General features: G+C 43.6%; 36 protein-coding genes and 1 other RNA gene. 32 read left to right on the top strand and 5 right to left on the bottom strand.

Annotated features, from left to right (window positions below):
• Nucleotides 1–588 precede the first annotated feature (588 nt).
• Nucleotides 589–951: a transfer-messenger RNA gene (gene ssrA, locus MHB43_RS00950) on the top strand.
• A 152-nt stretch (nt 952–1,103) separates the two neighbouring features.
• A complete protein-coding gene (locus MHB43_RS00955; protein ID WP_405131113.1) occupies nt 1,104–2,108 on the top strand; it encodes a hypothetical protein in 1,005 nt (334 codons plus the stop codon).
• A gap of 87 nt (nt 2,109–2,195) precedes the next feature.
• On the opposite strand, the gene MHB43_RS00960 is transcribed toward MHB43_RS00955, so the two are convergent.
• From MHB43_RS00960 to MHB43_RS00970, 3 genes are all read right to left on the bottom strand, one after another.
• On the bottom strand, nt 2,196–3,641 hold the full coding sequence (locus MHB43_RS00960; protein WP_405131114.1) for a recombinase family protein: 1,446 nt from the start codon (nt 3,639–3,641) through the stop codon (nt 2,196–2,198).
• Between the two features lie 81 nt (nt 3,642–3,722).
• A complete protein-coding gene (locus MHB43_RS00965; protein ID WP_405131115.1) occupies nt 3,723–4,442 on the bottom strand; it encodes a hypothetical protein in 720 nt (239 codons plus the stop codon).
• A 404-nt stretch (nt 4,443–4,846) separates the two neighbouring features.
• Nucleotides 4,847–5,749: a hypothetical protein gene (locus MHB43_RS00970; protein ID WP_405131116.1), complete on the bottom strand. Its 903-nt coding sequence runs from the start codon at nt 5,747–5,749 to the stop codon at nt 4,847–4,849.
• Between the two features lie 166 nt (nt 5,750–5,915).
• Between MHB43_RS00970 and MHB43_RS00975 the strand changes: the two genes are divergently transcribed.
• The 21 genes from MHB43_RS00975 (at nt 5,916) to MHB43_RS01075 (ending at nt 15,610) form a co-directional block, all read left to right on the top strand.
• On the top strand, nt 5,916–6,188 hold the full coding sequence (locus tag MHB43_RS00975; protein ID WP_405131117.1) for an XRE family transcriptional regulator: 273 nt from the start codon (nt 5,916–5,918) through the stop codon (nt 6,186–6,188).
• A gap of 147 nt (nt 6,189–6,335) precedes the next feature.
• Nucleotides 6,336–6,578, top strand: a complete 243-nt coding sequence (locus MHB43_RS00980; protein WP_405131118.1) for a hypothetical protein — start codon at nt 6,336–6,338, stop codon at nt 6,576–6,578.
• A 105-nt stretch (nt 6,579–6,683) separates the two neighbouring features.
• Nucleotides 6,684–6,923, top strand: a complete 240-nt coding sequence (locus MHB43_RS00985) for a helix-turn-helix domain-containing protein (protein ID WP_405132371.1) — start codon at nt 6,684–6,686, stop codon at nt 6,921–6,923.
• Nucleotides 6,924–6,927: 4 nt separating this feature from the next.
• Nucleotides 6,928–7,200, top strand: a complete 273-nt coding sequence (locus MHB43_RS00990; protein ID WP_405131119.1) for a hypothetical protein — start codon at nt 6,928–6,930, stop codon at nt 7,198–7,200.
• Entirely contained in the window at nt 7,197–7,430 is a 234-nt protein-coding gene (locus MHB43_RS00995) for a hypothetical protein (protein ID WP_405131120.1), read from the top strand. Before MHB43_RS00990 ends, MHB43_RS00995 begins: the two co-directional genes overlap by 4 nt.
• A gap of 13 nt (nt 7,431–7,443) precedes the next feature.
• On the top strand, nt 7,444–7,644 hold the full coding sequence (locus MHB43_RS01000; RefSeq protein WP_405131121.1) for a hypothetical protein: 201 nt from the start codon (nt 7,444–7,446) through the stop codon (nt 7,642–7,644).
• Nucleotides 7,645–7,738: 94 nt separating this feature from the next.
• A complete protein-coding gene (locus MHB43_RS01005) occupies nt 7,739–7,987 on the top strand; it encodes a hypothetical protein (protein WP_405131122.1) in 249 nt (82 codons plus the stop codon).
• Between the two features lie 94 nt (nt 7,988–8,081).
• The gene (locus tag MHB43_RS01010; protein WP_405131123.1) at nt 8,082–8,204 is read left to right on the top strand and encodes a hypothetical protein; all 123 of its coding nucleotides are present in this window, start codon (nt 8,082–8,084) and stop codon (nt 8,202–8,204) included.
• Nucleotides 8,205–8,217: 13 nt separating this feature from the next.
• Nucleotides 8,218–9,165, top strand: coding sequence for a YqaJ viral recombinase family protein (locus MHB43_RS01015; RefSeq protein WP_405131124.1), 948 nt, complete (start codon nt 8,218–8,220; stop codon nt 9,163–9,165).
• A 9-nt stretch (nt 9,166–9,174) separates the two neighbouring features.
• Entirely contained in the window at nt 9,175–10,026 is an 852-nt protein-coding gene (gene recT, locus MHB43_RS01020) for a recombination protein RecT (RefSeq protein WP_405131125.1), read from the top strand.
• Nucleotides 10,026–10,229 (top strand): hypothetical protein, encoded by a 204-nt coding sequence (locus tag MHB43_RS01025; protein WP_405131126.1) that lies wholly within the window; start codon nt 10,026–10,028, stop codon nt 10,227–10,229. Before recT ends, MHB43_RS01025 begins: the two co-directional genes overlap by 1 nt.
• On the top strand, nt 10,226–10,504 hold the full coding sequence (locus MHB43_RS01030) for a hypothetical protein (protein WP_249912414.1): 279 nt from the start codon (nt 10,226–10,228) through the stop codon (nt 10,502–10,504). The genes MHB43_RS01025 and MHB43_RS01030 overlap by 4 nt, the downstream gene beginning before the upstream one ends.
• Before the next feature lie 22 nt (nt 10,505–10,526).
• Complete coding sequence (locus tag MHB43_RS01035; protein ID WP_405131127.1) at nt 10,527–11,507, top strand: hypothetical protein; 981 nt, start codon at nt 10,527–10,529, stop codon at nt 11,505–11,507.
• Nucleotides 11,500–11,838: a replicative helicase loader/inhibitor gene (locus MHB43_RS01040; protein ID WP_076330419.1), complete on the top strand. Its 339-nt coding sequence runs from the start codon at nt 11,500–11,502 to the stop codon at nt 11,836–11,838. Before MHB43_RS01035 ends, MHB43_RS01040 begins: the two co-directional genes overlap by 8 nt.
• Nucleotides 11,839–11,851: 13 nt before the next feature.
• Nucleotides 11,852–13,213: a replicative DNA helicase gene (gene dnaB, locus MHB43_RS01045; protein ID WP_405132372.1), complete on the top strand. Its 1,362-nt coding sequence runs from the start codon at nt 11,852–11,854 to the stop codon at nt 13,211–13,213.
• A 13-nt stretch (nt 13,214–13,226) separates the two neighbouring features.
• Nucleotides 13,227–13,421, top strand: a complete 195-nt coding sequence (locus MHB43_RS01050; protein ID WP_074092991.1) for a DUF6906 family protein — start codon at nt 13,227–13,229, stop codon at nt 13,419–13,421.
• Between the two features lie 53 nt (nt 13,422–13,474).
• Complete coding sequence (locus MHB43_RS01055; protein WP_405131128.1) at nt 13,475–13,609, top strand: hypothetical protein; 135 nt, start codon at nt 13,475–13,477, stop codon at nt 13,607–13,609.
• On the top strand, nt 13,597–13,755 hold the full coding sequence (locus MHB43_RS01060; protein ID WP_175623651.1) for a hypothetical protein: 159 nt from the start codon (nt 13,597–13,599) through the stop codon (nt 13,753–13,755). The genes MHB43_RS01055 and MHB43_RS01060 overlap by 13 nt, the downstream gene beginning before the upstream one ends.
• Nucleotides 13,752–14,177, top strand: coding sequence for a RusA family crossover junction endodeoxyribonuclease (locus MHB43_RS01065; protein ID WP_074092993.1), 426 nt, complete (start codon nt 13,752–13,754; stop codon nt 14,175–14,177). Before MHB43_RS01060 ends, MHB43_RS01065 begins: the two co-directional genes overlap by 4 nt.
• 20 nt (nt 14,178–14,197) lie before the next feature.
• Nucleotides 14,198–15,070: a hypothetical protein gene (locus MHB43_RS01070; RefSeq protein ID WP_405131129.1), complete on the top strand. Its 873-nt coding sequence runs from the start codon at nt 14,198–14,200 to the stop codon at nt 15,068–15,070.
• 108 nt (nt 15,071–15,178) lie between these two features.
• Nucleotides 15,179–15,610: a DUF5348 domain-containing protein gene (locus MHB43_RS01075; protein WP_405131130.1), complete on the top strand. Its 432-nt coding sequence runs from the start codon at nt 15,179–15,181 to the stop codon at nt 15,608–15,610.
• A 371-nt stretch (nt 15,611–15,981) separates the two neighbouring features.
• Here the strand turns inward: MHB43_RS01075 and MHB43_RS01080 are convergent, their stop codons facing one another.
• Complete coding sequence (locus tag MHB43_RS01080) at nt 15,982–16,881, bottom strand: HNH endonuclease (protein WP_405131131.1); 900 nt, start codon at nt 16,879–16,881, stop codon at nt 15,982–15,984.
• A gap of 85 nt (nt 16,882–16,966) precedes the next feature.
• Here MHB43_RS01080 and MHB43_RS01085 point away from each other — a divergent pair, with 85 nt between their 5' ends.
• Genes MHB43_RS01085 through MHB43_RS01095 form a run of 3 tightly spaced genes read left to right on the top strand, consistent with a single transcriptional unit; the run spans nt 16,967 to nt 18,416 of the window.
• Complete coding sequence (locus MHB43_RS01085) at nt 16,967–17,767, top strand: DNA adenine methylase (RefSeq protein WP_405131132.1); 801 nt, start codon at nt 16,967–16,969, stop codon at nt 17,765–17,767.
• 12 nt (nt 17,768–17,779) lie between these two features.
• Nucleotides 17,780–18,100 carry a hypothetical protein gene (locus tag MHB43_RS01090; RefSeq protein WP_405131133.1) on the top strand — a complete coding sequence of 107 codons (321 nt, stop codon included), beginning with the start codon at nt 17,780–17,782 and terminating at the stop codon, nt 18,098–18,100.
• A complete protein-coding gene (locus MHB43_RS01095; protein ID WP_405131134.1) occupies nt 18,042–18,416 on the top strand; it encodes a hypothetical protein in 375 nt (124 codons plus the stop codon). The genes MHB43_RS01090 and MHB43_RS01095 overlap by 59 nt, the downstream gene beginning before the upstream one ends.
• Nucleotides 18,417–18,730: 314 nt before the next feature.
• Here the strand turns inward: MHB43_RS01095 and MHB43_RS01100 are convergent, their stop codons facing one another.
• On the bottom strand, nt 18,731–19,138 hold the full coding sequence (locus MHB43_RS01100) for a hypothetical protein (RefSeq protein WP_405131135.1): 408 nt from the start codon (nt 19,136–19,138) through the stop codon (nt 18,731–18,733).
• Nucleotides 19,139–19,405: 267 nt separating this feature from the next.
• Between MHB43_RS01100 and MHB43_RS01105 the strand changes: the two genes are divergently transcribed.
• The 6 genes from MHB43_RS01105 (at nt 19,406) to MHB43_RS01130 (ending at nt 24,383) form a co-directional block, all read left to right on the top strand.
• A complete protein-coding gene (locus tag MHB43_RS01105) occupies nt 19,406–19,897 on the top strand; it encodes a hypothetical protein (RefSeq protein WP_405131136.1) in 492 nt (163 codons plus the stop codon).
• A 123-nt stretch (nt 19,898–20,020) separates the two neighbouring features.
• On the top strand, nt 20,021–20,668 hold the full coding sequence (locus MHB43_RS01110) for a hypothetical protein (protein WP_405131137.1): 648 nt from the start codon (nt 20,021–20,023) through the stop codon (nt 20,666–20,668).
• A gap of 829 nt (nt 20,669–21,497) precedes the next feature.
• Nucleotides 21,498–21,731: a hypothetical protein gene (locus MHB43_RS01115; protein ID WP_405131138.1), complete on the top strand. Its 234-nt coding sequence runs from the start codon at nt 21,498–21,500 to the stop codon at nt 21,729–21,731.
• A gap of 249 nt (nt 21,732–21,980) precedes the next feature.
• A complete protein-coding gene (locus MHB43_RS01120; protein WP_405131139.1) occupies nt 21,981–22,667 on the top strand; it encodes a hypothetical protein in 687 nt (228 codons plus the stop codon).
• A gap of 66 nt (nt 22,668–22,733) precedes the next feature.
• Nucleotides 22,734–24,038, top strand: coding sequence for a site-specific DNA-methyltransferase (locus MHB43_RS01125; protein ID WP_405131140.1), 1,305 nt, complete (start codon nt 22,734–22,736; stop codon nt 24,036–24,038).
• Between the two features lie 135 nt (nt 24,039–24,173).
• Complete coding sequence (locus tag MHB43_RS01130) at nt 24,174–24,383, top strand: hypothetical protein (protein WP_405131141.1); 210 nt, start codon at nt 24,174–24,176, stop codon at nt 24,381–24,383.
• The last annotated feature ends 67 nt before the right edge of the window (nt 24,384–24,450 follow it).

Genomic DNA, 24,450 nt, shown 5'->3' on the forward strand with positions numbered 1-24,450 from the left:
TGCGTGAAAAGCCTTACTTTAGGTGTATAAGTTAGTTTTTGTGATGGAGCTAGGAAGATTGATGTATGAGTTAAGGAGTCCCAAGGTTTGCCCTGCAATGGGCAAAATTGAGGCTTTTTTATTATATTAGTAGAAAGGGGATGTGATGTGAATAGCTGAAGTGTGCAGTGGGCTGATTTTTATTGATGTGTGACTAAGAAAACTGCTAGGAGCATGGAGCTTAGTGCGGTGATGAATCTAAATTATCAGCTGTTGCGTAAGTTGACTGAATCGTGGGTAAGATACTTAGGTGCCGTTGTTCGTGATCCGATCTGGGTAAATGGTAAACTTTACTTCCGATTGGTGACGCGGTATAATATGTAGACGATTGAGCCTGTTATATTGGATAACTTTGTATCTGTGCTCAGCCTGTTGGAACGTTTTCCAACAATCTGTACTATATCGGCTTGCTGCTCTATGTTATGATTACTCATGTAGCAGACAGGAATGCCGAGTTTGAAAGAAGCATCTTTTTACCTTGGAGGAAAAAAGATGTGCAGCACCTTTGCTCCGTATTCACGGATTAATCCTGGAGCCCTTCTTCATTGAGGGGGCGTTTATGGATTCGACGGGGATAGTTCGAGCATGGGTAGCGGGTAGTGGGGACGCGTCCGCTTTATCAACGCTAAAGCCTATTAAACGGCAAACAACAAACAAACTACGCTTTCGCAGCCTAAGAAACTGTGTGCGTGCTTCTACCCTGCATCGCCCATGTGACAGGGATAGGGGCTAACAAGTAGTGGGATACGCTGTCACATCTCCGCCTGGGGTGTGCTGAAGAAGACAATCAGGCTGACCCAACGTATAGCCGGTTACGGGGCGATACTCGGGTGACATCAAAACTGTGACTACACCCGTAGAAGCTTATGTGCCGTTATCTTCGGACAGGGGTTCGACTCCCCTCGCCTCCAAGATGGTACTTAATGAGTAAGTACTATGTTGAAGGCGTTTAGGTAACTCCAAGTGAAAAAGAATCAGGTAGCTGGAACATCAGCAATCTGATTCTTTTTTTATAACTTACATATAAAATGTTTTTCAAGAATGAGAAAGAGGGGGAAGATGTTGTGAGAAGGAATTTTAAAGAATATTCATTTGAAGATCTACTTTTCAAGTTAGGTTTATATCAGAAAATATGCATTAACACTAATAACTTCACACAAAAGATAACTCAGACTCTTTGGGACTACCCTCACAATTATATGAATGTTCATGAAAGGCATTATTCTGATGACTTCAAACATCTTGTGGATTTTCTGAACTGGGAAGGCAAATTTTTTGGATACTGTCCTAACTGTAAGCGAAATAACTCTTTAGAGCCTTATCGATTCGGATTTAAAATAGATGAGGCAGAAGAGTTATCAGAGAGCCTGTTAGATTCAGTTAATGAAGATCAATTGAAACATAGGGACACGGATGTATCAATGGTTGAAATAACAATGCGTATAAGAATAATAATGTTATTAAAGTATAAGACTTTTACAAAGGTAATAAAATGTACACACGATTCCAATCACGAGTTTATATTTATTTACAAGTTGAAATTAGACGAAGTAAAGAGCGAGTTGGAATTTCAGAAGATTGGTCAATTTCCATCTTTGAGCGCATTTACAAGACCTGAGATAGACAAATACAAAAAAATAATGAGAAAGCTAGATTGTCACGAAGACTTTCTAAAAGCTTCTAATATGAATGCTAGTGGAATGGCAGTTGCTGCATACGTATATCTGAGGAGAGTGTTTGAAAAGGTAATAATTAGAGTCTTTGAGGACGTTCAAACAACGGTTGGGAAAAGCGAAAAAGAATTTAGAGATATGCAAATGAAACAGAAAATAAACTTACTGAAAGAATATCTTCCGACCTTCCTTACAGATAATAATTCTAATATATATGGGCTTCTAAGTGCGGGAATTCATGAACTGGATGAAAAGGAAGCCTCAGCGATGTTCCCTGTGTTAGAAACGGCAATATTAATTGTGTTCAAACAAATTCAAGATAAAATTGATAATCAATTACTGGAACAAAGAACGAAAAATGCACTTAATAATTTCGCTACCGAAATAAAATCGTAGTACAAGTCTCTTCAAAAAAGACTATATAATCTGTTATTGTCTCGATCTACTTGGGAGCGTGTGAATTGAAATCAACAAAAAAAAGAATCAGACGGTGAGCATCTGAATGATAGTCCACCGATCTGATTCTTTTTTTATTACAACTTGGCGAAACATAGATTGCACAAGCAGCTTTTGCGTTTCCGCTTCGATGAGGACCCAGTTTTCTTTCAAGTTGGCCATCATGTCTTTTATTTCTTCGGTTGTCAGCTCATTGATGTAATAATCCTCTTTTTCTTCGTACTGAGCAGTGATTGCCTTCATTCTTGCTTCCTCGTCATCAATCAAGTTGGCATAATCATCAGGAGACAGTTTTCCATCACCCAGGGCGAGCATCCAGTTTTTCCTGCGTCGATTGGAAACCTCAATTTCTTTCTGTAACATGCGCTGGTCACTCTTGGCCTGAGCGTTCGTTTTTTTGTCCTGAAGCTTTTTATTGGTAATCTGTAATCGTTCGAAAATGAGTTGCTGCAGGTGAGGTTCTGAGATTCCAGGAGCGTCACAAGTTTTATTAGAATATTGATTTCGGCAACGATAGCTTCTATATACTCGTACTGTTTTATCAGCAAGTGTCTGTCTCGATGCATTACCGATGTAAGTGGCTCCACACAATCCACACTTAACAATTCCTCCATAAGGATAATCATAACTATGCTTGCTCATGTGATTCTCTCCACGACGTTCCATCATCTTACGTACCTTCAGAAAATCCTCCATAGAAATAATTGCTTCATGTTCCCCAGGTTTGATGATCCTTTTGGATTCTTCCCACAGTACCGGCTTGAAGTGATTATGACCGGTGTAAGTATGGTTCTGCAGTACGATCCTTACATACTTGCTGTCCCACACTCCACCTTCTTTTCCACGACTGTGCCCATTCATATGTTTCGCTATGGACACAACCCCTTTGCCAGCAAGGTACAGCCGGAATACCTCTTTGATTAGCTCCGACTCATATTCATTTACGACTAACTGACGTTTTTCATCAATGACCTCTATGTCGTATCCAAGCGGAGCCTTGGACATATGCAAGCCACCGTTCTCCATTTTCTTTGTGAGTCCCTTTAAGGTTTCTTCTCGAAGGTTATCGGAATAGATCTCAGCAAAAATTCCGTTAAAGTAAAGGAAAGCTTTCCCCATTGGCGATTGTGTGTCAATTTCCTCGCTCCCCAGAGACGCTACAACGAACCGCTTATTCAGCTTATTGATCATGGCAATAAAGTCATACAAGTCCCCTAGGTTGCGGCTGAGTCGATCTAACTTATGAATCAATACAGCATCGAACTTTCCAGCTTTCATATCTTCAATTAGTCTTTGAATACCTGGCCGCTTTTTAATTGTTCTACCACTGATCCCTGGATCGGAATAGACACGGTATAGCTCCAATCCTTTCTTCTCCAGCAGCTCCATAAGTAAATCATGTTGCGCTTCCATGGAGAATCCCTCTTCATTCTGTCTGTCTGTACTTACGCGGATGTATAGGGCTGCTTTCATCTTACTCGCTCCTTTTGAGAATGTATGTTCGGTTATTGGCGGTAAAGAAAAGCCCCGAAGGGCTTATCTGTTGTTAGTTAATTATTGGACTTTTTGAACTGTAGAAACGGCCAACATAATAGCATTCGTAGTTCCACCACTAATATTGTCAAAAGAATACACTGCTGTAGGAACACCGCGCATTGTCACGTCATCACCGTCAAGAATATCTCCTGTTGAATTATTATAATAACCGATCAAGGAGTTTCCCGCTTCGTCCATGATATGTACCGTTGCTACAGTCCCAAAATCAGTTTCTTCTTCTTGAACTTGAATAACAGTACCTGTTACTTTTACCATCTTATCAAGATAAGGAGTAATGTTCTTAAATAGATGTTTTGAAGTGATCTTACTATCTACTTCCTTTGAAGCGGCCTTTTTTGTGTCTGCAGTTACAGCTGGGAAGAGGTCAGCATGCTTTACCAAATAGTCATAGGTTTTTTGGTCAACAGCGCCACCCTCTACAAGATTAGGAACAACTAAGCTCATCATTTCCGCAGTAACAGCACTTTTTGGTTCTTGTTCTTGCGTTTTTGTGCTCACCTCAGTAGCTGCAGTTTCAACTTCGGAAGCTTCTTTTTCAGCCAACTCTTTTTTCAAAGCTTCAGCTTCTTCCTTTAGTTTCTGGTTTTCTGCTTCAATTTCTGTTTGTTTGGTATCTGTTTGGCTGGCTTGCGAAGAAGAATTCTCCTTTGTATCTCCGCATGCTGATAATACTGCTACAAGTGCAAAAACCATAGTAAATAAAGCTACTCTTTTCATCTTTCTATACCTTCTCTTTTCTTTGTCCCATCGGTTGGGGAATTTACTCGTACATTAGTGTGTATATGTAAACATCACTTCGTAAAGACGGTATACGAGGTGATGGTAAGATTTAATTTCGATAAAGCCATTCGTCAGATGTATATCTTCATTACAGTGTGAGCCAATTAATACCGTTCCTGTGCTGATCATTAGATATAATTCTCAAGAAATAACTGTTGAGGATTTACCAATCATATGAGCACATGTTAGTATTATATATAGGAACATGTGTTCTTATAAAACCGAGAAATAGGAACGGAAGTGGCAACATGAAAAACAATACTAATGAAAAAACATTATCGGAGTTAAGTGAGTTGCCTTCAAATGAGCCAGAAAAGAGATACATAGTTTCAAATTTAGAATCAATCTTCCTCGGAGAAGATGATTTTTGCAGCGCGTTTGAGTTTTTTTTGAACATCAGGATCAGTAAGATCAAGCCCTAAATCGAGTTCTAAACTCTCGAAAAAATGCATTTTCTTCTTTAGATCATCATCAAGTGCCTCTACTTGATTATTGACTTCTGTCTTTCTATTTGTGTCTGAGTCATCACTTTTTTCACTGATCAAAATATCGAATTTGGGACTTCCATCAGTATTTAAGTAATCAGCAAAGTTGAACACAGTCCCTCCAAATTCAAATGTATTAATCGTAGGAAAAACTTTTTCCTTCAGTATAGAAATGATTTGAAGTGCACATTTGGGTTTATCGGGAGTCAGCGTAATTTCCAAACCCAACCCGTGTTCTTCGTCAATCTTAACGAGGTAGTTATAAATTGAGTCGAATTGAGTATCATTGCCTGTGTGATTATTGGCGCATCTATCCAGATACCCGACTATAAAACCTATAACTAGGAATAGGTCTGAATACATTTTCGTCTTTTTAAATGCGGTTTCGAAATCTTTCTTTTCAGCTAACTTTATCAATTCTTCTAATAAAATTGGATTATTACCGCCATGACCGATTCCGTCAGATAAAATCTGAGCATTCAGCTTTTTTAAAACGTCTCCAGCATAGATAGAATCCTTAACGTTAGCGGGCGCTTTAACAATATAGGCCGCTTTTATTAATTCATTAGCATCCCCTCCAGTTATTTTTGCAAGCACTCTGTTCAATTCTTCAGAAGCAGGGGGGGTTCTTCCATTTTGTAATTTACTCAAATATTGTTTCGAAGCTGTTTGATTATATTCCGGAATTAACTCTGAAATTTTATCCAGAGTTAATCCGGATTTTTTTATATAACTACGGAGCAGTTCGTTGTATTTCACAGATCATCCCTCCAATTAGTATTATTGCTTGTTGTCATAAAAATAGCAACGAATCATGTGTTAGCATTTTAATAACAACTTTTTGTTGACATAGATATATTAAGTTGTTATATTTAGTGCAACAAAAGTAATCATTTTTATAACAACATTTGAGTGGGGTGAAAAAATGAAATATGCAGAAATTTTTAGGAACTATGTTCGAGATTCCGGACTGTCCTTATCTCAACTTTGTGATCTTCTTCATGAAAGAGGATTTAAAACAACAAAGTCACACTTGAGCAAGCTCCAGAACGGTAAGTTACCTCCAGCAGGAGATAAACTTAACGACGCGCTAGCTGAAGTATTATCCGTTGATCCAGTTGAATTAAAAGTAGCGGCTTATAGAGAAAAGATCTCTCCTGAAGTCTTGGCACGTTTGAATGAAAAGGGAGTGAGCTAATGAAAGTCACTACACAGCCGATCACAAACAAAGTCACTATTGATACTGGTGTATTCGATCGCGAATTACTCGAAAGAGCGTGTCGCGAAATCAAGGCTAATAAAGAAAAGCTCAGCTCCAAGAAATCAGTCAAGTGAGGTGAACATCATGCGATTTTATTGGATCAAGCCCACATCACGAGCATGCTTCATATCCGCAGTCGTTACCCGGTCTGAACTCAAGAAGATGACAGTAGATCAAGCGATTGATTACACCCTGTCACTTGAAATTCAATGTAAAAATCCACATCTGATATCGCAACAAGAGCTTAAGCGACTCAAGAAGGACGCTGAAGCAATGATTCGCAGGATACAAGAAACCCGCCGAGCTGTACCGGCTGGCGGGCAATGAAGGGATCACGAGCGGGGAAGCTCATGAGACAATCATAGCCCGTTGTTAATAGAATTCCCATTCCAAATTGGAATAATCCGAGGGGGGAGGTGAACACGGTTGGAAATGAAGTTTGGGTCAATCATGAGAGCTTGTCGCGAACGAGCTGGTCTTACCCAAGAGCAATTGGCGGACAAGCTCCATCGTACACAGGCTTGTGTTTCGAAATACGAAAAGGATCATAAGATTCCCGACATGAACACGATGATGCACTGGGCTGAGGTAACCGGAGCAAGGGAAGTGATTGTCTCATTTCTTTACGGCATGGACGGGATCAGCATGATTCAAAGATTGATAGGGGGATAAACGTATGTCTCGTGAACAATTGGCAGCCGAAGCGTTGCAAGCTGGGAAACATTCTTTACATAACTTGAAACTGATTCGGAAGCAGCCTGAAAGAATGTTGCCTGGGAAGATAAATAATGCAGAGGAATATCTCAACCGGATGATCCGGTTCGCGGAAGTAGAAATAGAAAATGCCCGCCTGGCAGGGCGGACACTCGGTAAGAGAACACGTTTAAAGTCTCTTGTGCTGCTTATTTTATCGTCTCCCGAGTCAAAGCGCAAGGGGGAATCGGTATGAGCGAACAATTGGCAAGACAAATCATCGACAACTACGTGACAACGACGCTGGCTTTGAGGGCTAGTAATAAGCTTCCAACGTCAGACGCTGGAATGGACACTTACAGATCCGAACGGTTGGATATCTTTATCCGTTGGGAAAATGCGAAGTTTAGTCTTCAGGAATTGCCGCTGGAGTTCAAACTTCAAGCGATTCAAGCAATTGATCAAATAACAGCCGTAGGGCTTTAACTCAGGAGGGTATATGGACAGAACTCAAGAGGACTTTAAGTTTAATGAGACAGTCGATTTTTATCGCAATAAATTCATTGATTCACCTTTAGGGAATGGGGAATTGTTTGAAATAATCCTGGAAGCTATTGTACAGAGCGATCGTGCGGCTGAAGCGAAGATTCGGGATATCAAAGCTGTCATTGCGGCCAAGCAAACTTTAAAAGCAAATTAAACTGCCTGATGAGTCCGCAGCGGTGCGGACGAAACCTAGCCCCTTGGGGCGATGGTCGCGGGAAACCGCAATACATAAGAAGGGAGGACAACACGTGCAAATTATTCATCGGCTTACCGTTGTAAGCAATCCCACTCGGGTTTTTGAAGTGGGTACCGAAATCGAAGGCCGCGAGGTCATTGAGATCAAGCAAGTTGGCGCTGAATACGAAGATCATGTCCATTCAGAATTTCATGTAATGGATGGTGATGGCCAACTGATTACAAGTGTTGAAAATGCTCCTGTCATTCTTGATTGGAAGACGATCGCGGAAGACGGACCTGTTCCATCAAACGAAAAATAGCCCGCGGCTACAGGCTATCTCAGAACATTGAAAACTAAATATGGATACACGGTCATCTTACCACGGGTGGCCGTTCCGAACAAGGAGGATGCACATGTCCAACAATGAAGAATCCCATTGGGGAGAACCTGATTGTGAAGATGAATATGGTTCTGATTATCCCACGATTTACGAAGAACTCGCTGATCGGGGTATGAGCATTCAGGATTTCATTTAAGGGAGGAACAATCATGGCAATGATTATTGCAGCCAGTACAAAGAACATGGCACGAGAGGAATGGTTGAAGATCCGCCGGAGAGGTATCGGTGGTTCGGATGCATCTGCTGTCGCTGGCCTGAATCGTTATAAATCACCCGTTGGAGTGTTTCTGGATAAGACAGGTCAAATCGAGCCTGACGAAGCTGGAGAAGCCGCCTACTGGGGCAACTTGCTCGAAGACATTGTAGCAAGGGAGTTCACGATTCAAACCGGACTACGGGTTCAACGTAGCAACAAGCTTTATCAGCATCCTGAACATAAATTCATGCTTGGTAACGTGGACCGCTTGATCTTGGATAAAGGTGGTCGTGGACTCGGCATCCTGGAGTGTAAAACGGCCAGCGCCTACAAACTCGGTGAGTGGGAAGACGATCAGATTCCTGATGAGTACGCGATCCAACTGCAGCATTACATGGCTGTTCTTGGCGTGGATTACGGGTACTTTGCGGTTCTTATCGGTGGTCAACGTTTCCAATACAAGCTGATCGAACGCAATGACAAGATCATTGACTCACTTGTGCAGATCGAGGACGAGTTTTGGAACCGGCATGTCGTGCCTGGCATTCCGCCAATGATTGACGGGAGTGACGCTTCAGCAAATCTGTTGAATCAGCTTTACCCCATATCCGCGCCATCAAGCGAAGTCGTCTTGAATGATAAGCAAGCCGGAATCGTTCGTCAGCTTCAGGCGGCAAAGGAAGACGCTGCCGTTGCTACGGAACAGGTCAAACGATACGAAAACGAGTTGAAATCAATCATGGGCGAGAATGAGCTGGCTATCCATAACGGTGACACTTTGTTGTCCTGGAAGTCGAATGATACTTCTCGAATTGACAGTAAACGATTAAAGAAAGAGCAACCTGATCTATATGAAAAATACTCAAACACCTCGTCTTCAAGACGGTTCTTGGTGAAATAAGGAGGCCCCATGGCACGAACAAACGGAGCATCACTCGAAGGGAAATTACAAGATAAGGCAGCGGGGGCGAACAAAGCTCCTGCTGTTAATCCATCGCAAACCATCGCCGCTTATCTGAAGAAAATGGAATCTCAGATTGCTGAAGCAATGCCGAAGCATATGAACATCGAGCGTTTAAGTCGTATCGCGCTCACTACAATCCGGACAAATCCAAAGCTGTTGGAATGTTCAATTCCTTCACTCATGGCCGCGGTTATGCAATCGGCTCAGTTAGGACTTGAGCCAGGACTGATTGGTCATTGCTACATCATTCCTTACGGCAAGGAAGCCACTTTCATTATCGGTTATAAAGGCATGATCGATCTGGCCCGGCGTTCTGGTAATATTCAATCCATTTCCGCGCATGAAGTCTATGAAAATGACTTCATAGAGTTGATATATGGTCTTGAAGAGAATCTGAAACACGTTCCTTGGTTCCTGCGGAAAGATGAAAAGCCAACTGAGTCAGGTAAGGTAGTCGGAGCTTACATGGTCGCCAAGTTCAATGACGGCGGTCATTTCATCCATTACATGCCGATCAGCGAGATTGAGGCGCACCGGAAACGTTCCAAGGCATCGAATAACGGCCCCTGGGTCACGGATTATACGGAAATGTGCAAAAAGACGGTCGTTCGTTCCGGATGGAAATGGTTGCCGATCAGCGTGGAGATTGCTTCTGCTGTAACGCATGACGAAACCACAAGAAAAGATATTACACCTTCGGATGAACCGTTCATCGATATCACCCCACCTGCAGGTACCGACGATCCATCACCTGCTCAACAAGGCGATGGTGGATCTGAACAGGTCGAATTTGAATAATGAGCCAAATAGATTCCATAACCGATCAGCCGCTTCTACGCAGTATGATCGGTGATCGGATATGGCGAATGATGGATTCAGATCCTGCGCTTTTCAAGAAAGAGGTTCGGGATTACTTCGCACGAGGCTATCCTGGATGGCTGGTTGTTCGTGCGAAGTACCCGCACATTTATTTACGTGATAATAGGGGGCGTGATGTATGAATACGAAACAGAGCAGAAAGGCAGTGTTCAACCAGTTGCAACAAATGTTTGAAGACGCCGCGATGGAAGGTCCGGAGGTTCTCCAGTCCCATCTAAGAGACGTCGCTTTCTCACTGGGGGCACAGGCGGCAGCGTCATCAGATCCGGTTCATATGCCGCAAGCCATTAATGATTTAGTTACTCATTTCGGTCGTGGAATTCAGACGATTACTCGTGAGATAACAGGCAATGAAAGCAAGTTCGATGTCGCCGTTTACGCAGTAAGTAGTTCATAGCATTAAAAAGGGGATGAGCAACATGCCCGATGGCAGTTACCCGTTTCCGATTTACTCCGGCATCTTGGAGCCAGACCACTACAAGAACATAGGCAACGCGATATGGCTTTTCCTCTGGTGCATCAGTTCAACTACGAAGGAGATTGAGGAGGAGGAAACTGTCTGGGGCGTTGTCCTCGGCGGCAAGCCAATGAAGCTGTCTGAGATTGCTGGATACTTCGGAGTCAATGATAAGACCGTCAGCAGATGGATGGATGCACTTGAACAACATCAGTACATCAATGTTACCAGGGCACCAAGAGGACTGATCCTGAAGGTCCGAAATTCCAAAAAGAGATCAGACAGAAATGTCCGATCAGTCGAAAGTGAACGGACAAAAGTGTCCGATCATGAAGTCAGTGATAAGACAAATATGTCCGATCACAATCACGGTGATCAGACAATATTGTCCGATCAGTCGCCTAGTGATCAGACAGAAATGTCCGATCACACAGCAATTTTGGATAGTGATCGGACAAAACTGTCCGATCTAAAAGATAGTACTACTACTATTACTACTGCTACTACTAGTGAATCATGGGATGACATTCTGAATCCAGTTCCTTCGGGAGACGATGGAATGATTGGATTATTGGATGCCTATTGCAAGATACACAACAAGCTTGAATTTCACGTTTCTCAAAACGAACGTTTAGCCATGGGTAAGATGGTCGCCGGAGGTACGCCTAACCCTTTTACCATCCAAACTATGGCAAGCCTGCTTCAGGCAAAACGGATTCGAGAAGGAGAGGGTTTCACAATGCCTAAGAGCTTTTTGTATTATGTCGAGGGCATTGAACAAGCTTGGAAAATTCATCAAGCAAAGGACCAACAGCCATTTAAACCTGCTTTGGTTCCAAACATACAAGCGCCAGCGGCTACTCAGCCGCGCAGATTAAGCCGTCAGCAACAGGAACTCGCAGATCTAAGGCGGCGAGCGGAGGAGGAACGTAAGCGTGGATAGAGCAGAAATTTTTGACTTGCTGATCGAGATCAAGGAGAACTACCCCCATTTCGACGTGAGTGAGGAAAATGTGGATCGTCACATGAAGTATCTGCATGACTTCTCGTTTGAAGCAGCACAGCAAAACCTTCAAGAGCACGTCCGGACAGGCAAATGGCCACCGAATATTGCTGAGATCCGCGGACAGTTGGGTGAACAGCTTGAACGTGATCGGATGCGTGCTGTAACTGCTGAATTTTTTGCAAAGAGAGAAGCGGCCGCAGAATTGGCTTGCCCACCTCCGCCAGGCTGGAAGGATGGTTTAATTGAACGGCTTCGACATAGAAAATAACCTGCCATACAGCATGGAGTTTGAACAGGCAGCATTGGGTGCCTTGTTGCTAAAGCCAGATGAAGCATTGGAACATGCCGAAATGCTCACAGTTGACGCTTTTTACGATAAGGCCCATAGCCTAATTTACACAACGATTGCAGGATTGGCTGAAGGTCAAAATCCAATCGACCTTGTTACAGTGACGGAAAGTCTGAAGGACAAAGGTGAACTGAATGATATCGGTGGAGTGAGTTACCTTGCTAAGTTGGCGGGGGGAGTACCAACTGCCGCGAATGCCGGTTACTACTTCGAACAGCTTCAGGATATGGCAATTCGCAGGGATCTGATTCGGACGAATATGCTTCTGATACAACAAGCAGCTGCAGGGACGGAAATATCGCAGTTAATGTCCAGTGCTCAACAAGCACAGAACAAGTTAACAGATCGAGCAGCACCTAAACAGGATTTTAAGCGAATTGAAAATGTGTTGATTGATGTTGTGGAATCTGCCGAGATTCGTTCTGACAACTTTAAGAATGGCACAGTCACAGGAATTCAGACCGGATTCACTGACTTGGATAGTATCACAGCCGGATTGCAAAAGAGTGATTTGATTATTGTTGCTGCTCGACCATCAGTAGGTAAAACGGCTTTCGCTCTGAACATTGCCCAAAACGTGGCCATTCGGAATACCGAACCGGTAGCCATATTCAGTTTAGAGATGTCAGCAGCTCAGCTTGTTCAGCGGATGGTGTGTGCCGAAGGGAACATCGACGCGAGCAACATGAGGATGGGCGATTTTGCTTCAGACGATTGGACAAAGTTTGCTGAAGCAGTTGGAATCCTGGGTGCAACAAATATCCGTATCGACGATTCGCCGGGTATTACTGTTCACGAAATCCGCGCGAAGTGTCGCCGCCTTAAAAAGCAGGAAGGACTGGGGATGATCGTAATCGACTATCTTCAGCTCATCGCAGGTCGTCAGGGAAAAGGCTCTGAGAATCGACAGCAAGAAGTTTCCGAGATTTCAAGGACTTTGAAGCAATTGGCTCGTGAATTGGATGTTCCGGTTGTTGCATTGTCCCAGCTCAGCCGAGCGGTTGAACAACGCCAGGATAAACGTCCCATGATGAGTGACTTGCGGGAATCGGGTTCGATCGAGCAAGATGCCGACATCGTAGCGTTCCTGTACCGGGATGACTACTATAACCAGGAGACCGAGAAGAAGAACATCATCGAGATCATCATCGGTAAGCAACGTAATGGTCCGGTAGGTACTGTTGAATTGGTCTTCCTGAAACAATTCAATAAATTCGTGAACTATGAGCGGAAGCATAACTATGGCCCAACTCCACCGGAGCCTGAAGATATAGAAAAACGCCAATGGGCGTAAGGAGGGAACGAACATGAAGCAAGGTAAACGGCTCACCAAGAAACAAAAGATCGATCTGCTCAAGGCCAGACCAGGCGTAACGTTGGAAAACTGGCTGTCTGAGCGGGAAACGTCTGAAGGTGTTGTACTGCTGAACAAGCATTCGGGGAAACGCTGGTTGCTGGACAAGATCGATGGCATGTTGCGGCCGTACAAGGTACGTACTTGATGGGCAGTCCTTATACCAGATGGTCGGTGTCAGAGTACATGAGACATCGATTCATGAACACGGGACAAGTTCCTGATCGGGATGAGCTGCAGGCGGAATTTGAGGGAATTGATCAAACTGAGCTCCACGAAGGGATCGCTGAGTTTGATGCAATTGTCGGAACTGGAGGTGCGACGTGCGAAAGCTGATTGATCCGCACCATCAGACACATTTGAGTTACGTTGTGCGCGGGGACGATGGCCGTAAACTGGCCGAGGTGTTTGTCATTAAGCGGGACATGCTACCTGCACGTCAACGGCGTAGAGAAAGAACGAAAGGACGGCGACGCACATGATCACTTTCACAGTATATGGTGAGCCGGTGGCACAGGGGCGTCCAAAAGCTTCGACCAGAACAGGTTTTGTGAAGATGTACGATCCGAAGAAGTCTAAGGATTACAAAGATTACGTGAAGCTGGCAGCCAGTGAACACGCACCTGATGCTTTGTTACTCGGACCTATCGGCATGGTGTTGACGGTTTACCGATCTATACCAAAATCCATCAGCAAAAGCCCAAAGAAGGCGATGCTCGCTGAAGCTGGTCACATCGTACCAACAACCAAACCGGACGTGGACAATTACCTGAAGGGTGTAAAAGATGCCCTGAAAGGTGTGATTTGGAAGGATGATAGTCAGGTTGTTGAGGTGTTTGCCCGGAAGCGTTACAGTGCTCGGCCACGTATTGAAGTGAAAATCAAGGAATTATCACAATTATAAAATTTGAGGAGATGACTGGAATGATTAAAAACTTTGCAAAATTCAGCGCAACTATGGGAAAAGGATTCAAAGTCGGCGAGTCTGATGTGGAGATTAAACTTACTTTGCCGTTGAAAGTTGTTCAGGATAATTTCATGTTCTTGTCCACTAACCAAGGTGAGAAAATCAATGTGTTCCTTGGAGATCCGCAAGCTGCATTTGAGTTCGAAGAAGATGAACGGGACGCTATGTACCGTACTTGGTACAGCGGTCGCCGTGTAACGACGGATGCGTCAGGTGTAGTAACACAGATCGAGAAGCCGGGTTCTGAACCTGAGCAGGACGAGAATCAAGCTCAGTTGTTTGGACCAGCTGAGGCGCCGATTGATCAAGAGCAACCAACTGGAGACGGTCAGGAAACGGGCGATGGTGATGCCCAGCCAACTGTTCCACCGACAGGCGTCGATGATTCGGGTATCGATCCAAATGATCCTTACGGTGATAACGATAACAATGACATTCCAGACTGGATGAAGGGTATCGATGATGATCAGTCCGGATCGAAGGAAATGGACTTTAGTTCTGGTGATTCAGAAGGTGACCAACCGCCAAGCGATCCCCAACACGTAACACAACAAGATCCGCCTGCAGGTGATAAAGCCAATCCACCTGCCGAGATCGGTAAGGAAGAACTTGAGATGTTCATTCTTAATCAACGGCCGATTTTTGATGATATCAAGTTCGCTGATGGTCCTGCTGATTTCCCTACACTCCTTCAGCAACGGAAGGTAGAGGGCAAGACATGGTTGGAGATCTCAAAAGAAATGAACATCCCGAGTTCACAGATCAGCTCCAAGTTCAACGCATATAAAAAGAGAGTTGCTAAGATGATGCAGGATGGCGTAGCAGTCTAAGCATCATTCATATGGCAGCATCCCCCGGTCGATCGTTTGCCGGGGTGACCAGCTGCATGCATCAAACAGAACGTATGATCTCAAATTCACCAAGAAAGGGCGATATCAATGAAAGAATCCGTTAAGAAATATCAGATTCAAGCAGAGTTGGAGGAATTGCCTCCTCGTATGCAACATGTTTTCAAACAAATTAAAAACATGGAGGACGAATGGTCTAATCATTATGACCGGCACGATCCGGACGACCAGTATCTGCGTGGGATGTTTTATAAAGCTGGTGATCTGATGGATGATGCGGCGCGTGTGTTGATTCAAGCTTTTGCGGATGTCCGCGACGAAGGACATGTATATTTGCAGTCAAACGGGCGGTACGAGTTGAATGGTACCGAGCTTTTCAGTGGATCTCCTATTGAGTTTCTGGCCGTCGATGCGGACCCACCACGTTGGGTAGCGACTCATATCGAACACTACGATGGGGATTATCGCTTGGTTAATCACCGTGAAGTTTTGCTGGACGGTCTACATGCACGCAATAAATGAACTCGGCAGGGTACGCAAATTCACTTCAAAGAAGTAACCCCTAATCGGGTTGACTAGGGGCACAGTCTTAATCTTCTTTTACTCTTAAATCAACAAGATGTCGGCATTTCGGACAATTAGTGGTGACTGTAAAAGTCTTCTTATCATTAATTTCAAGTAGGGATACAAGTTGGACTAGAATACCAGGCAGTGATATCAGAGCCATGATGAGTGTAAGAGAATTAATTATTGCTGCATTTAAAAGTGTTTTCTGATCTATGAGCATTCCTAAAATTAAAAGAGCTAAGAAAACAATGAGAAGAAAGATTGAGATTATGAATAACAAGGCATATATGAAACGAATCCATTTCCATATCTTCTTTATATTCATCTTACTTACGTTCCTTCTCTGCTGCGAGCCACTGTCTCCAGTGCCGTTTAAGAGCCTCATTATGAGGTAGCTTCGGAAGATGCGTCAAATCTGAACGTGTGATTTGTATGTTCTGCATGGTTGTTTTAGTCGAGATATGAATCTCTGTTGTCGAGGGGTCAATAGAGAACATTCCTGAATCATATGCCAAATGGTGATTTCCACACAATACAAGACCGTTACGAGGATCATCAGAGCCATTTGATTTTTTTGGAATAATATGAGCGGCTTGAAGCAATGGCAATGCTTGCATAGCACATACCGCACAACATGGACCATAACGTTTGATGACATTAAATTTGAATCTTGGCTGACCAGCTCTATTACTCACTGTAATAGTCCTGGAGGGTGCACGAGGAACAGTTGGGTTAAAAGGAATATCATCCAGATGATCTACCTCATTTGGTTGAGTCGAAAAGTCTAGAGGATTCAATTCTATAAGGAAGTTTTTAGCTAGATCATCCCAAGAAACGACTTTTCCCAGCTGCACTTTCCTCAGCTTTCCTACTTCAGAAATTACGAAAATTGGTAGGTTTAAGATAGCGGCATTTTTAGCAGATTGAATCTCATTCTTATCAAACGAGCTATGTCTATCTGTTACTGGATAATGATATATTATTTCGTTTTCAGAGACTTCATCAGGATAGTGCCTACCTGTATGTAATATTGAAACTGCTATTCCCGCTTTATCTTCGGTGTAACTCTGAGTGGTTGTGGCATCTCGATATATACCAGCTTGTCCTGAGAAGAAGCGAAGCTGGTGAAGTGCTCCAGGTTCTACATTGTTGGGGTCGTTCTCGCTTAATAAACGATTCCACATGGAATCTCTTCTAGCTAATTCTATACTTATTGATTCTGTCATGTAACTAACACCTACTATTCGTTTAATTAATATATTTTTACATGCTTTTGCCTTATAGGCAATGAGCATTTGAAAGGAGATATATATGAAGGTACCTCGCATCCTGCACTATCCCGGCAGCAAGTGGAGCATGGCAGATTGGATCATCAGTCAGATGCCGCCGCATACAACATATTTGGAGCCATTCTTTGGTTCTGGTGCGGTTTTGTTCAGCAAGGATCGCAGTTTAATAGAAACGGTGAATGATTTGGACGGTGAAGTGGTCAATTTGTTCCGCATCATTCGAGAGCGTCCGGAAGACTTGGCACATGCAATCCGATGGACCCCACACTCGAGGCAGGAATATTACGAGAGTTATCACGACTCTGAAAACGACCTTGAACGTGCGCGCCGTTTGGTAGTCAGACTCTGGCAAGGTAGGGGAGGTAAAACCGCACACCGGACAGGCTGGCGTAGCATGATTGAACCGAATGGTCCTATGCCAGCTAAAGAGTGGATTGAGTTCCCGAACAAAATCAGCTCAATTGCTGAACGTCTACAGGGGGTGCAAATTGAGTGCCAACCTGCAGCAGAGTTGCTACTGAGATATCAACGTCCAGACGTATTGATTTACGCTGATCCGCCTTACATGCATAGCACACGGACAACAACTAGTTATCGGTACGAAATGACGGACCTAGAACATGGAGAACTTTTGGATGTATTGGACGATCATCCAGGTCCGGTTTTACTCAGTGGTTACGCTCATCCATTATACGACGAACGTTTAAAGTACTGGCAGCGTGAGACACGCCGTGCAAAGGCTGAGGGCGGGGCAATCAGGGAGGAAGTCCTCTGGATAAACCCGGTCGCTGCCGGAAAAGTCGGACAAATGCAATTATTCTGAGGAGCTGATGAGATGGCAATTTCGACGGAAGTTATCCGGCTAATCGATCAGAAGCTTGCAACTTTGATACGGTCCGGTTGCCGCATCGATCAGATCAAAATGGTATGTGCTGCAGGTACGGAACTGGTAAAACAAGGATCAGTTGAAACGGGTTTTGGCAAGTTGCGGGTAGAGCCGAGTAATTTTGTGCCACAGGGTAAGTCATATCTTATCGAAGAACGGTACCGAGGATTCACATGGGTACGAAATTCAAAAGACAAGGAGAGGAAGCACAGTGGCAACGAAAGCAACATTAGAGAAGATTCTCAGCCGTCGGCAGAAGGAAGTCTATGACTATATTCGACTATTCATTGAAGACAACGGTTATGCTCCTACGATCAGGGAGACTGCTGAAGCGCTCATGTTGTCGTCATCTTCTACTATTCATTCACACATTAACACACTCATTCGAAAGGGATACCTTACACATACAGCAGGAGGAGTTCGCACCTTGGCGTTGACCAAGAAGGGCAAACGGCCAAAGGTCGTGACCCAATCAGGTATTCTGAAATGGATATCTGAACAAGGGATTGAAGAAACTCATGACGCAGCTGTATATAACTTGCTTTCGGATCTACAGGAAGGAATTCAATCGGGGAGGATCTGCTGATGGATTACAAAAGCGTGAAAACGGAATTGTGGATCAAGGAGTCACATGGCGTGAAATAGCTAATAGCGTCGGGCTGAATTCTGGACAGTTCAGTAGCAAACTGAGCAAGTATAAAGAGCCCGTAAAGAAGAAATGACAGGTAGCAAAGTAGCATAAGCGCTCCTTCACATAGAAGCATCACCCTGGTCGTTCTTGACCAGGGTAACCAGCTGTATTTATTAAATGGAACATAAGATCTTACCTTTACGGCGAAAGGGAAATTCCAATGAATGATTCTATTTAATTAAATTCGGACGGAGCACCCTTAGCTAATCTTATACTTTTACAATTAAATAAAGATATAAATCTAAATTGACTGAAGATGTGTTATGGAGAGTTAGAACCCAAACATGTGGATGTCTGGGGAAATTTTCGACAGCATATACAGGTGCTACCTGATCAGTTGCAAATCCTGCGCTGATTGCTCTTTCATTTGATTTCCCAGATAAACGGCAAACCAGATATTCATTGGGATTCAATCTAAAAGTCCACTTATAAAGTTTAAAGCCTTGACCATGAGCATCACTAACTGCTGCTAGAGGGTCAAACATTTCATCTCGAATCGGCACTTCCCTATTTACTTCTCCAGACATTCTTTGTTGTGGAAAATAAGTGTTCGCATGGACCCAACCAGTAGGTGTAGAGGGAACATAAGAATTTACAAAATGGGGATTACGGTACATTGGATTAACAACTCCTTAAGTGTAATGGTGTATTTTATGAATTAATAAAAGAATTGAACATTGTCCCTAAAATTTATGTAATTATAAGATTTATATAGTAAAAAACCAGCGTACTGACAGGCGCCCCGATCGGCGGTAGCACAGTTTTGCAGTGTTCCAGAATAACAAATATCCCCCGCGAGCTTGGCGGCCAGGCGGGGGATAGGATGGTTGATATTTCGTCTTTCCTCTTATTAGTATATCACAGGATAAAGGGGAATGAGGGGAATGGCGATGGCATGGGGACAAGGGGAACTCTTTGCAAAAGCATCTAAACAGGAAGTCCAGCGGACAAAATTCCTGCTCGATAAATATACAGATATGGTCTCCTTGATGAGAGACTTTGAGCAATTCGAGCAGGATATGCAACAAGTGGGCATTGATGGTGAAGCAGCTCGCCGCATCGATCAGACAGATTTGCATGCAGACAAGACGGCAAACGCTACGATTCTTATAGATAAACAGCGCTGGGTGTATAAAAGATATGACTTCTATACACACCAGTTGGAAAGGGCGCAACGGCTGATTAAAGACGAAGAAGCCCGTAAAGCAGTTGATTACAGATACATTCAAGGTTATTCACGCAAAGAAACGATACTCTTCTTCCGGCGCGCACTCAGTGACAGCACGATCAAGCGCAAAATCGATGAGGGACTGGAGAGTGTCGCAAATACCTTGAAGCTTATCGGATTTTTTGAACAGGATGATGCAGAGTTTTAGGGGCGAAATAGTTTCGCCCTTTTTTACTTTGTGTCCGGTCATTTTCCTATTTTAGTTAATTTGGTAGATGGTATAATAATTTGAATACTGCACTTATTCTATTGTTAATAAAGGAGATCAGCGATGCGAAAGAATATATTGTCTTTAATGGTTATAGTGCTTGTTTGTTCAGCTTGTACAATGTTCAATGAATACGAAGGGTACATGATAAAAGCCAAAGATTCTATGAAGGAAGGCGAATATGAAGAAACATTGGAGTACATACAGAATGCTTTAATAGAAGAACCTAATAGCAAAGATGCGGCGGCCTTAAAAACAATGGCTGAAGAAGCGCTTCTGAGGGAAAATAATGAGTCGGAAAAAAAGAGGTTTATTGAAGTTACAGTTCCCATATATGAGAAACTAATCACTTTAACAGAGGGAATAAATGAAGATGCCTCAAACATATCTGTTTCCGAAGCTGATTCATTACTTCCTGAGTTGGATCAGATAAAAAAAGAGTTATCAGGGATGTCTAAAGAATGGAGTCAATCGGAAGTTTACTCAAATACATTTCAATATCTTAATGGTGCATCTGAGGATTTGAATTTATGTCTCATTGCAATAATTGAGGATATTTCGGAACCAATTGAATTGAACGGAGACAATAGCAGATCAAATATTGTTACTCAGACTTTAAGGAGCAATGATTCGAAAATAAGAGCTCGCTTGTCGTTTTATGACTTTACCAGCAAAGTGGAAAGTTTCAATGATGCCTTACCCACTGAATAAGGTTACTTAAATATTTGACCCAAACATGAACCTAACCTGACCTTATTTTGAGACAATGTTGGACCCCATATGACCATTTTTCCGTGATACATTAGGAACATAGAAAAAGGCGCGAATGAAACGCACAGCTGCACAACGCGGCACATGACCGGGGCGTTCCTCTTCTCGCCTTTTCTGTTATTAACTGAACAGGTTGAAAAGCTCAATAATCAGTGATACCAGATCTACTACTAATGAAATGAGTGTTACCATAAGATAGAATAATTTCATGAAATACACGCTCCCTTCTATGAAGTCTTTGAAAACCAATTTGTTTTCATATCTTCTTATAGAAAAAAGCTGTGGCTATTATTCATTAGTAATGTGTCGAACTTCAAATTAGTGAGTAATCTCTCGGAAGTGCAAGGTTTGATTGGAAAGTTCGGCATGAATCAAACTTGATGAGCTTGACCCCGGCTTTGCTTCATCAGTAAAATGGTCTTGTTCTTCTTCTATAGTTACATAGTACGTATGCATTTAAAGCAAAGAGCGCAGCGTTTTTGCGGCGACCGTTTCGGGCGCATGCTCTTAGGACGTAACATCAACATCATACATATCACATTAAAGTCGTTCCTTCACTGGATCGGCTTTTTTCATTGGAGGAATTGAAGTGATCAGCAGAAGACGGAAGAAGATACGCATTCGCCCTAACAAGCAGCCGGAGAAATGCAAAGGTTGTGTATGGGGGAGATGGGATGGAGTGAAGCAGTTCTGTTGTAGACCTGTTTGTCCTAAAGAGGTAAAATATCCCTAGCGTGTTTTGATAGTGTTAGAGGAGGTGTAGAATGATATGAAATTAGAGTTGCAGTTTTTGAATGATTCTGGAGATCGAATCAACGAGCATGACATGATTTATGACACTGAATTTGTGCCGGTTCCCAATAACGGTGATAGTATCTTTCTTGAAGGAAAGCGATATATCGTAACCTCAAGAGAATTTTTATATTTATCAGGAGGATTTGCAGGCGAAATCCGTGTATTGGTATACGTCAAAGAGCCGAATAAAGCAAAGTTTGAATTTTAAGCACCCGCTGTGGTGCTTTTTCTTTTGCTCTCATATGACGAGATGTGAGTCGTTCTGAGCTTCTTAACATGAGAACGTCCGTTTGCAAGGATCAGTCCATTGAAGAGCGGAGAACAGGTGCTGAGTGCCTACGCATGTATATGATGGTCACCCAAACGTAAAAACCAACTCAACACAAATAACACAGCTGCCCAGCCCGAAATTCTGCTACCAACATACAATGGCCTATCATGAAAGTGGAGGTAGGGCATGGGTGACATAATTAAAGATGGAACAGATTTCATACATCCTGAGTATAGGGTCATAACGCTTACGGTGCCTAATGCGCCAACGGAAGAACCAATGCCGCCAACCATGACTTTTTATGTAGATACTCGATTTACTACTGCTCAAGTTATGCGTTTAAGACAAATGATTAGTACTCTACTTGTCGTTTGGAGACAACATCAAGAGCAGATAAATGACGGGGAGATTTCGAGCTATGCAAAATGCGTTAATAAGTATGCGCGTTTTAATTTAGCCCCTGTCTGGTTCTCAGAAAAATTAGCTAACGGCCGCGCCGCAGCCGATGTTCAGATGGCTGGCTTTACGACTCAAATTCAAGCAAATGGATTTAACAGAGCAGCCAAAGCTTATATAAAGTATCAGGAACCTACGGGACAAGACTTTACAATACGAGGTCTAAATGCCTCTAATCCTGAGACAAACTCGCTAACAGTAACTGTTAATCCCAGGGCATTGAGTAATGCTGCTGTAGGCACATTGATGCTTGCAGGTTCTCTATTCCACGCTTGGCTCCATCGAGTAGGATATCGACACCCTGCTGGTATATACACTTCATATTTTGCTGGTGAGGCAAGTATGTGTGTTATGCGTGACAATAAGGATAAAGTACCTGGAACACCAGCTAGCACATATACAAAATGGCTTGACTAAATTTTGACGTTACAGAGGTGACTCTCAATAGAGTGAGTCACCTCTTTTTTAGGAGGGTAAACCGATATGAACATCAGAATCGTGCCGATTAATCAGATTAATGCAGCAGCCTACAACCCTCGGGTTGACCTTCAGCCTGGCGATCCAGAATATGAAAAGCTTCGCCGTAGCATAGAGGAATTTGGCTATGTTGAGCCGATTGTCTGGAATGAACGCACAGGGAACATGGTCGGCGGCCATCAACGGTATAAGATCATGGTCAATGAGCTTGGCCATACTGAGCTGCAGGTATCCGTGGTGGATCTGGACGATCAGCAGGAAAGGCTCCTGAATATTGCTTTGAATAAGGTTTCGGGACGCTGGGATGATGAAGCTTTGGGCAAGTTGTTGGACGAATTGCAGGACAGCGGGGCAGATTTAACACTGTCTGGCTTTGACCAGGAGGAATTTGAGGACTTAATTGCAGAGTTCGGTACTATACCTGATACGGAAATTGAAGTTCCAGTCACTGAGGATGATTTTGACGTTCAAGGTGCATTGGACAATATCAGCGAGCCTGAGACACAACTGGGAGACATTTGGCAGCTCGGCCCACACCGTCTAATGTGCGGGGATTCTACTAACGAAGAAGATGTCTGTTGCCTGATGGACGGGGTGCTGGCCGACCTGGTAGTGACGGACCCACCTTACAATGTTGCTATAGAGAGCGATTCAGCCCGTTTGGCCGCAGATGGCCGGAGCAGTATACAGAACGACGACATGCCTGCAGAGGAATTTGCGGGCTTTTTGCATGCTGTTTTTGAAAGATATTCAAGAGTTATGGACCGAACGGCTGGTATATACGTATTTCACCCTTCCTCTTATCAACGAGAATTCGAGGACGCTATGAACGCTGCAAGCATTGTCGTCCGCAGTCAGTGTGTTTGGGTGAAGAACGCAGCTTCATTCGGTTGGTCGCAGTATCGCTGGCAGCATGAACCTGTGTTCTATGGTCACATAAAAGGAAAAGCTCCTGCTTGGTATGGTGATCGCCGGCAAACTACGGTTTGGCGGGCTGGTCTACCCGTTGAAGAGGCTGAACCGTCTACGATATGGGAGGTATCACGCGGGGATGTTGGCAAGTATGTTCATCCAACCCAAAAGCCGCTCGAACTATTGGCCATACCGATTAAGAACAGCAGTCGACCAGGGAATACCGTTGTGGATCTCTTCGGAGGCAGCGGGTCCACGCTGATGACTTGTGATCAGATGGATCGGGTATGTAGGACGATGGAAATTGACCCAAAGTTCTGCGATGTAATCAAGCAGCGGTACCAGGAGTCCACCGGCATCGAGCCTGTACTTATTCATCGTGTAGTTCCCATGACATGATAAAAAGGAGGACGCAGTAACGTCCTCCCATTCCTCCAGGGTATCCCCCGGCTGAGATAGCGGCCCGCCACGCGTGGCATTTTGCAGACATCCGCTATCTCGCATTCCATCATAACGGAAAGCTGAGGGGTATGCATGAGAACACCAGATGAAGATTTATTGCAACATGAGCTCGCTGTAATGGAAGGTATCCTGGAGAGTAAAGAGCAGTACAGGAAGATCGTCAAGGCAGGCATTGCCCAGTGGGTGAAAGACCTGCAGGCTGGAAATATAAAGATGCAGACTGTTCAGGATCTGGAACGTCTCATCGAGTTGGATATCAAGCTTCAAAAGAGTGATTATTAGCAATGCATAATAAATGATCTTTTGAACATCCTAAAGTCTGGATAAAAAAATATTAAAGAAAAGGTGT

The organism is Paenibacillus sp. FSL H8-0317 (assembly GCF_045040685.1).
GTDB lineage: Bacteria > Bacillota > Bacilli > Paenibacillales > Paenibacillaceae > Paenibacillus.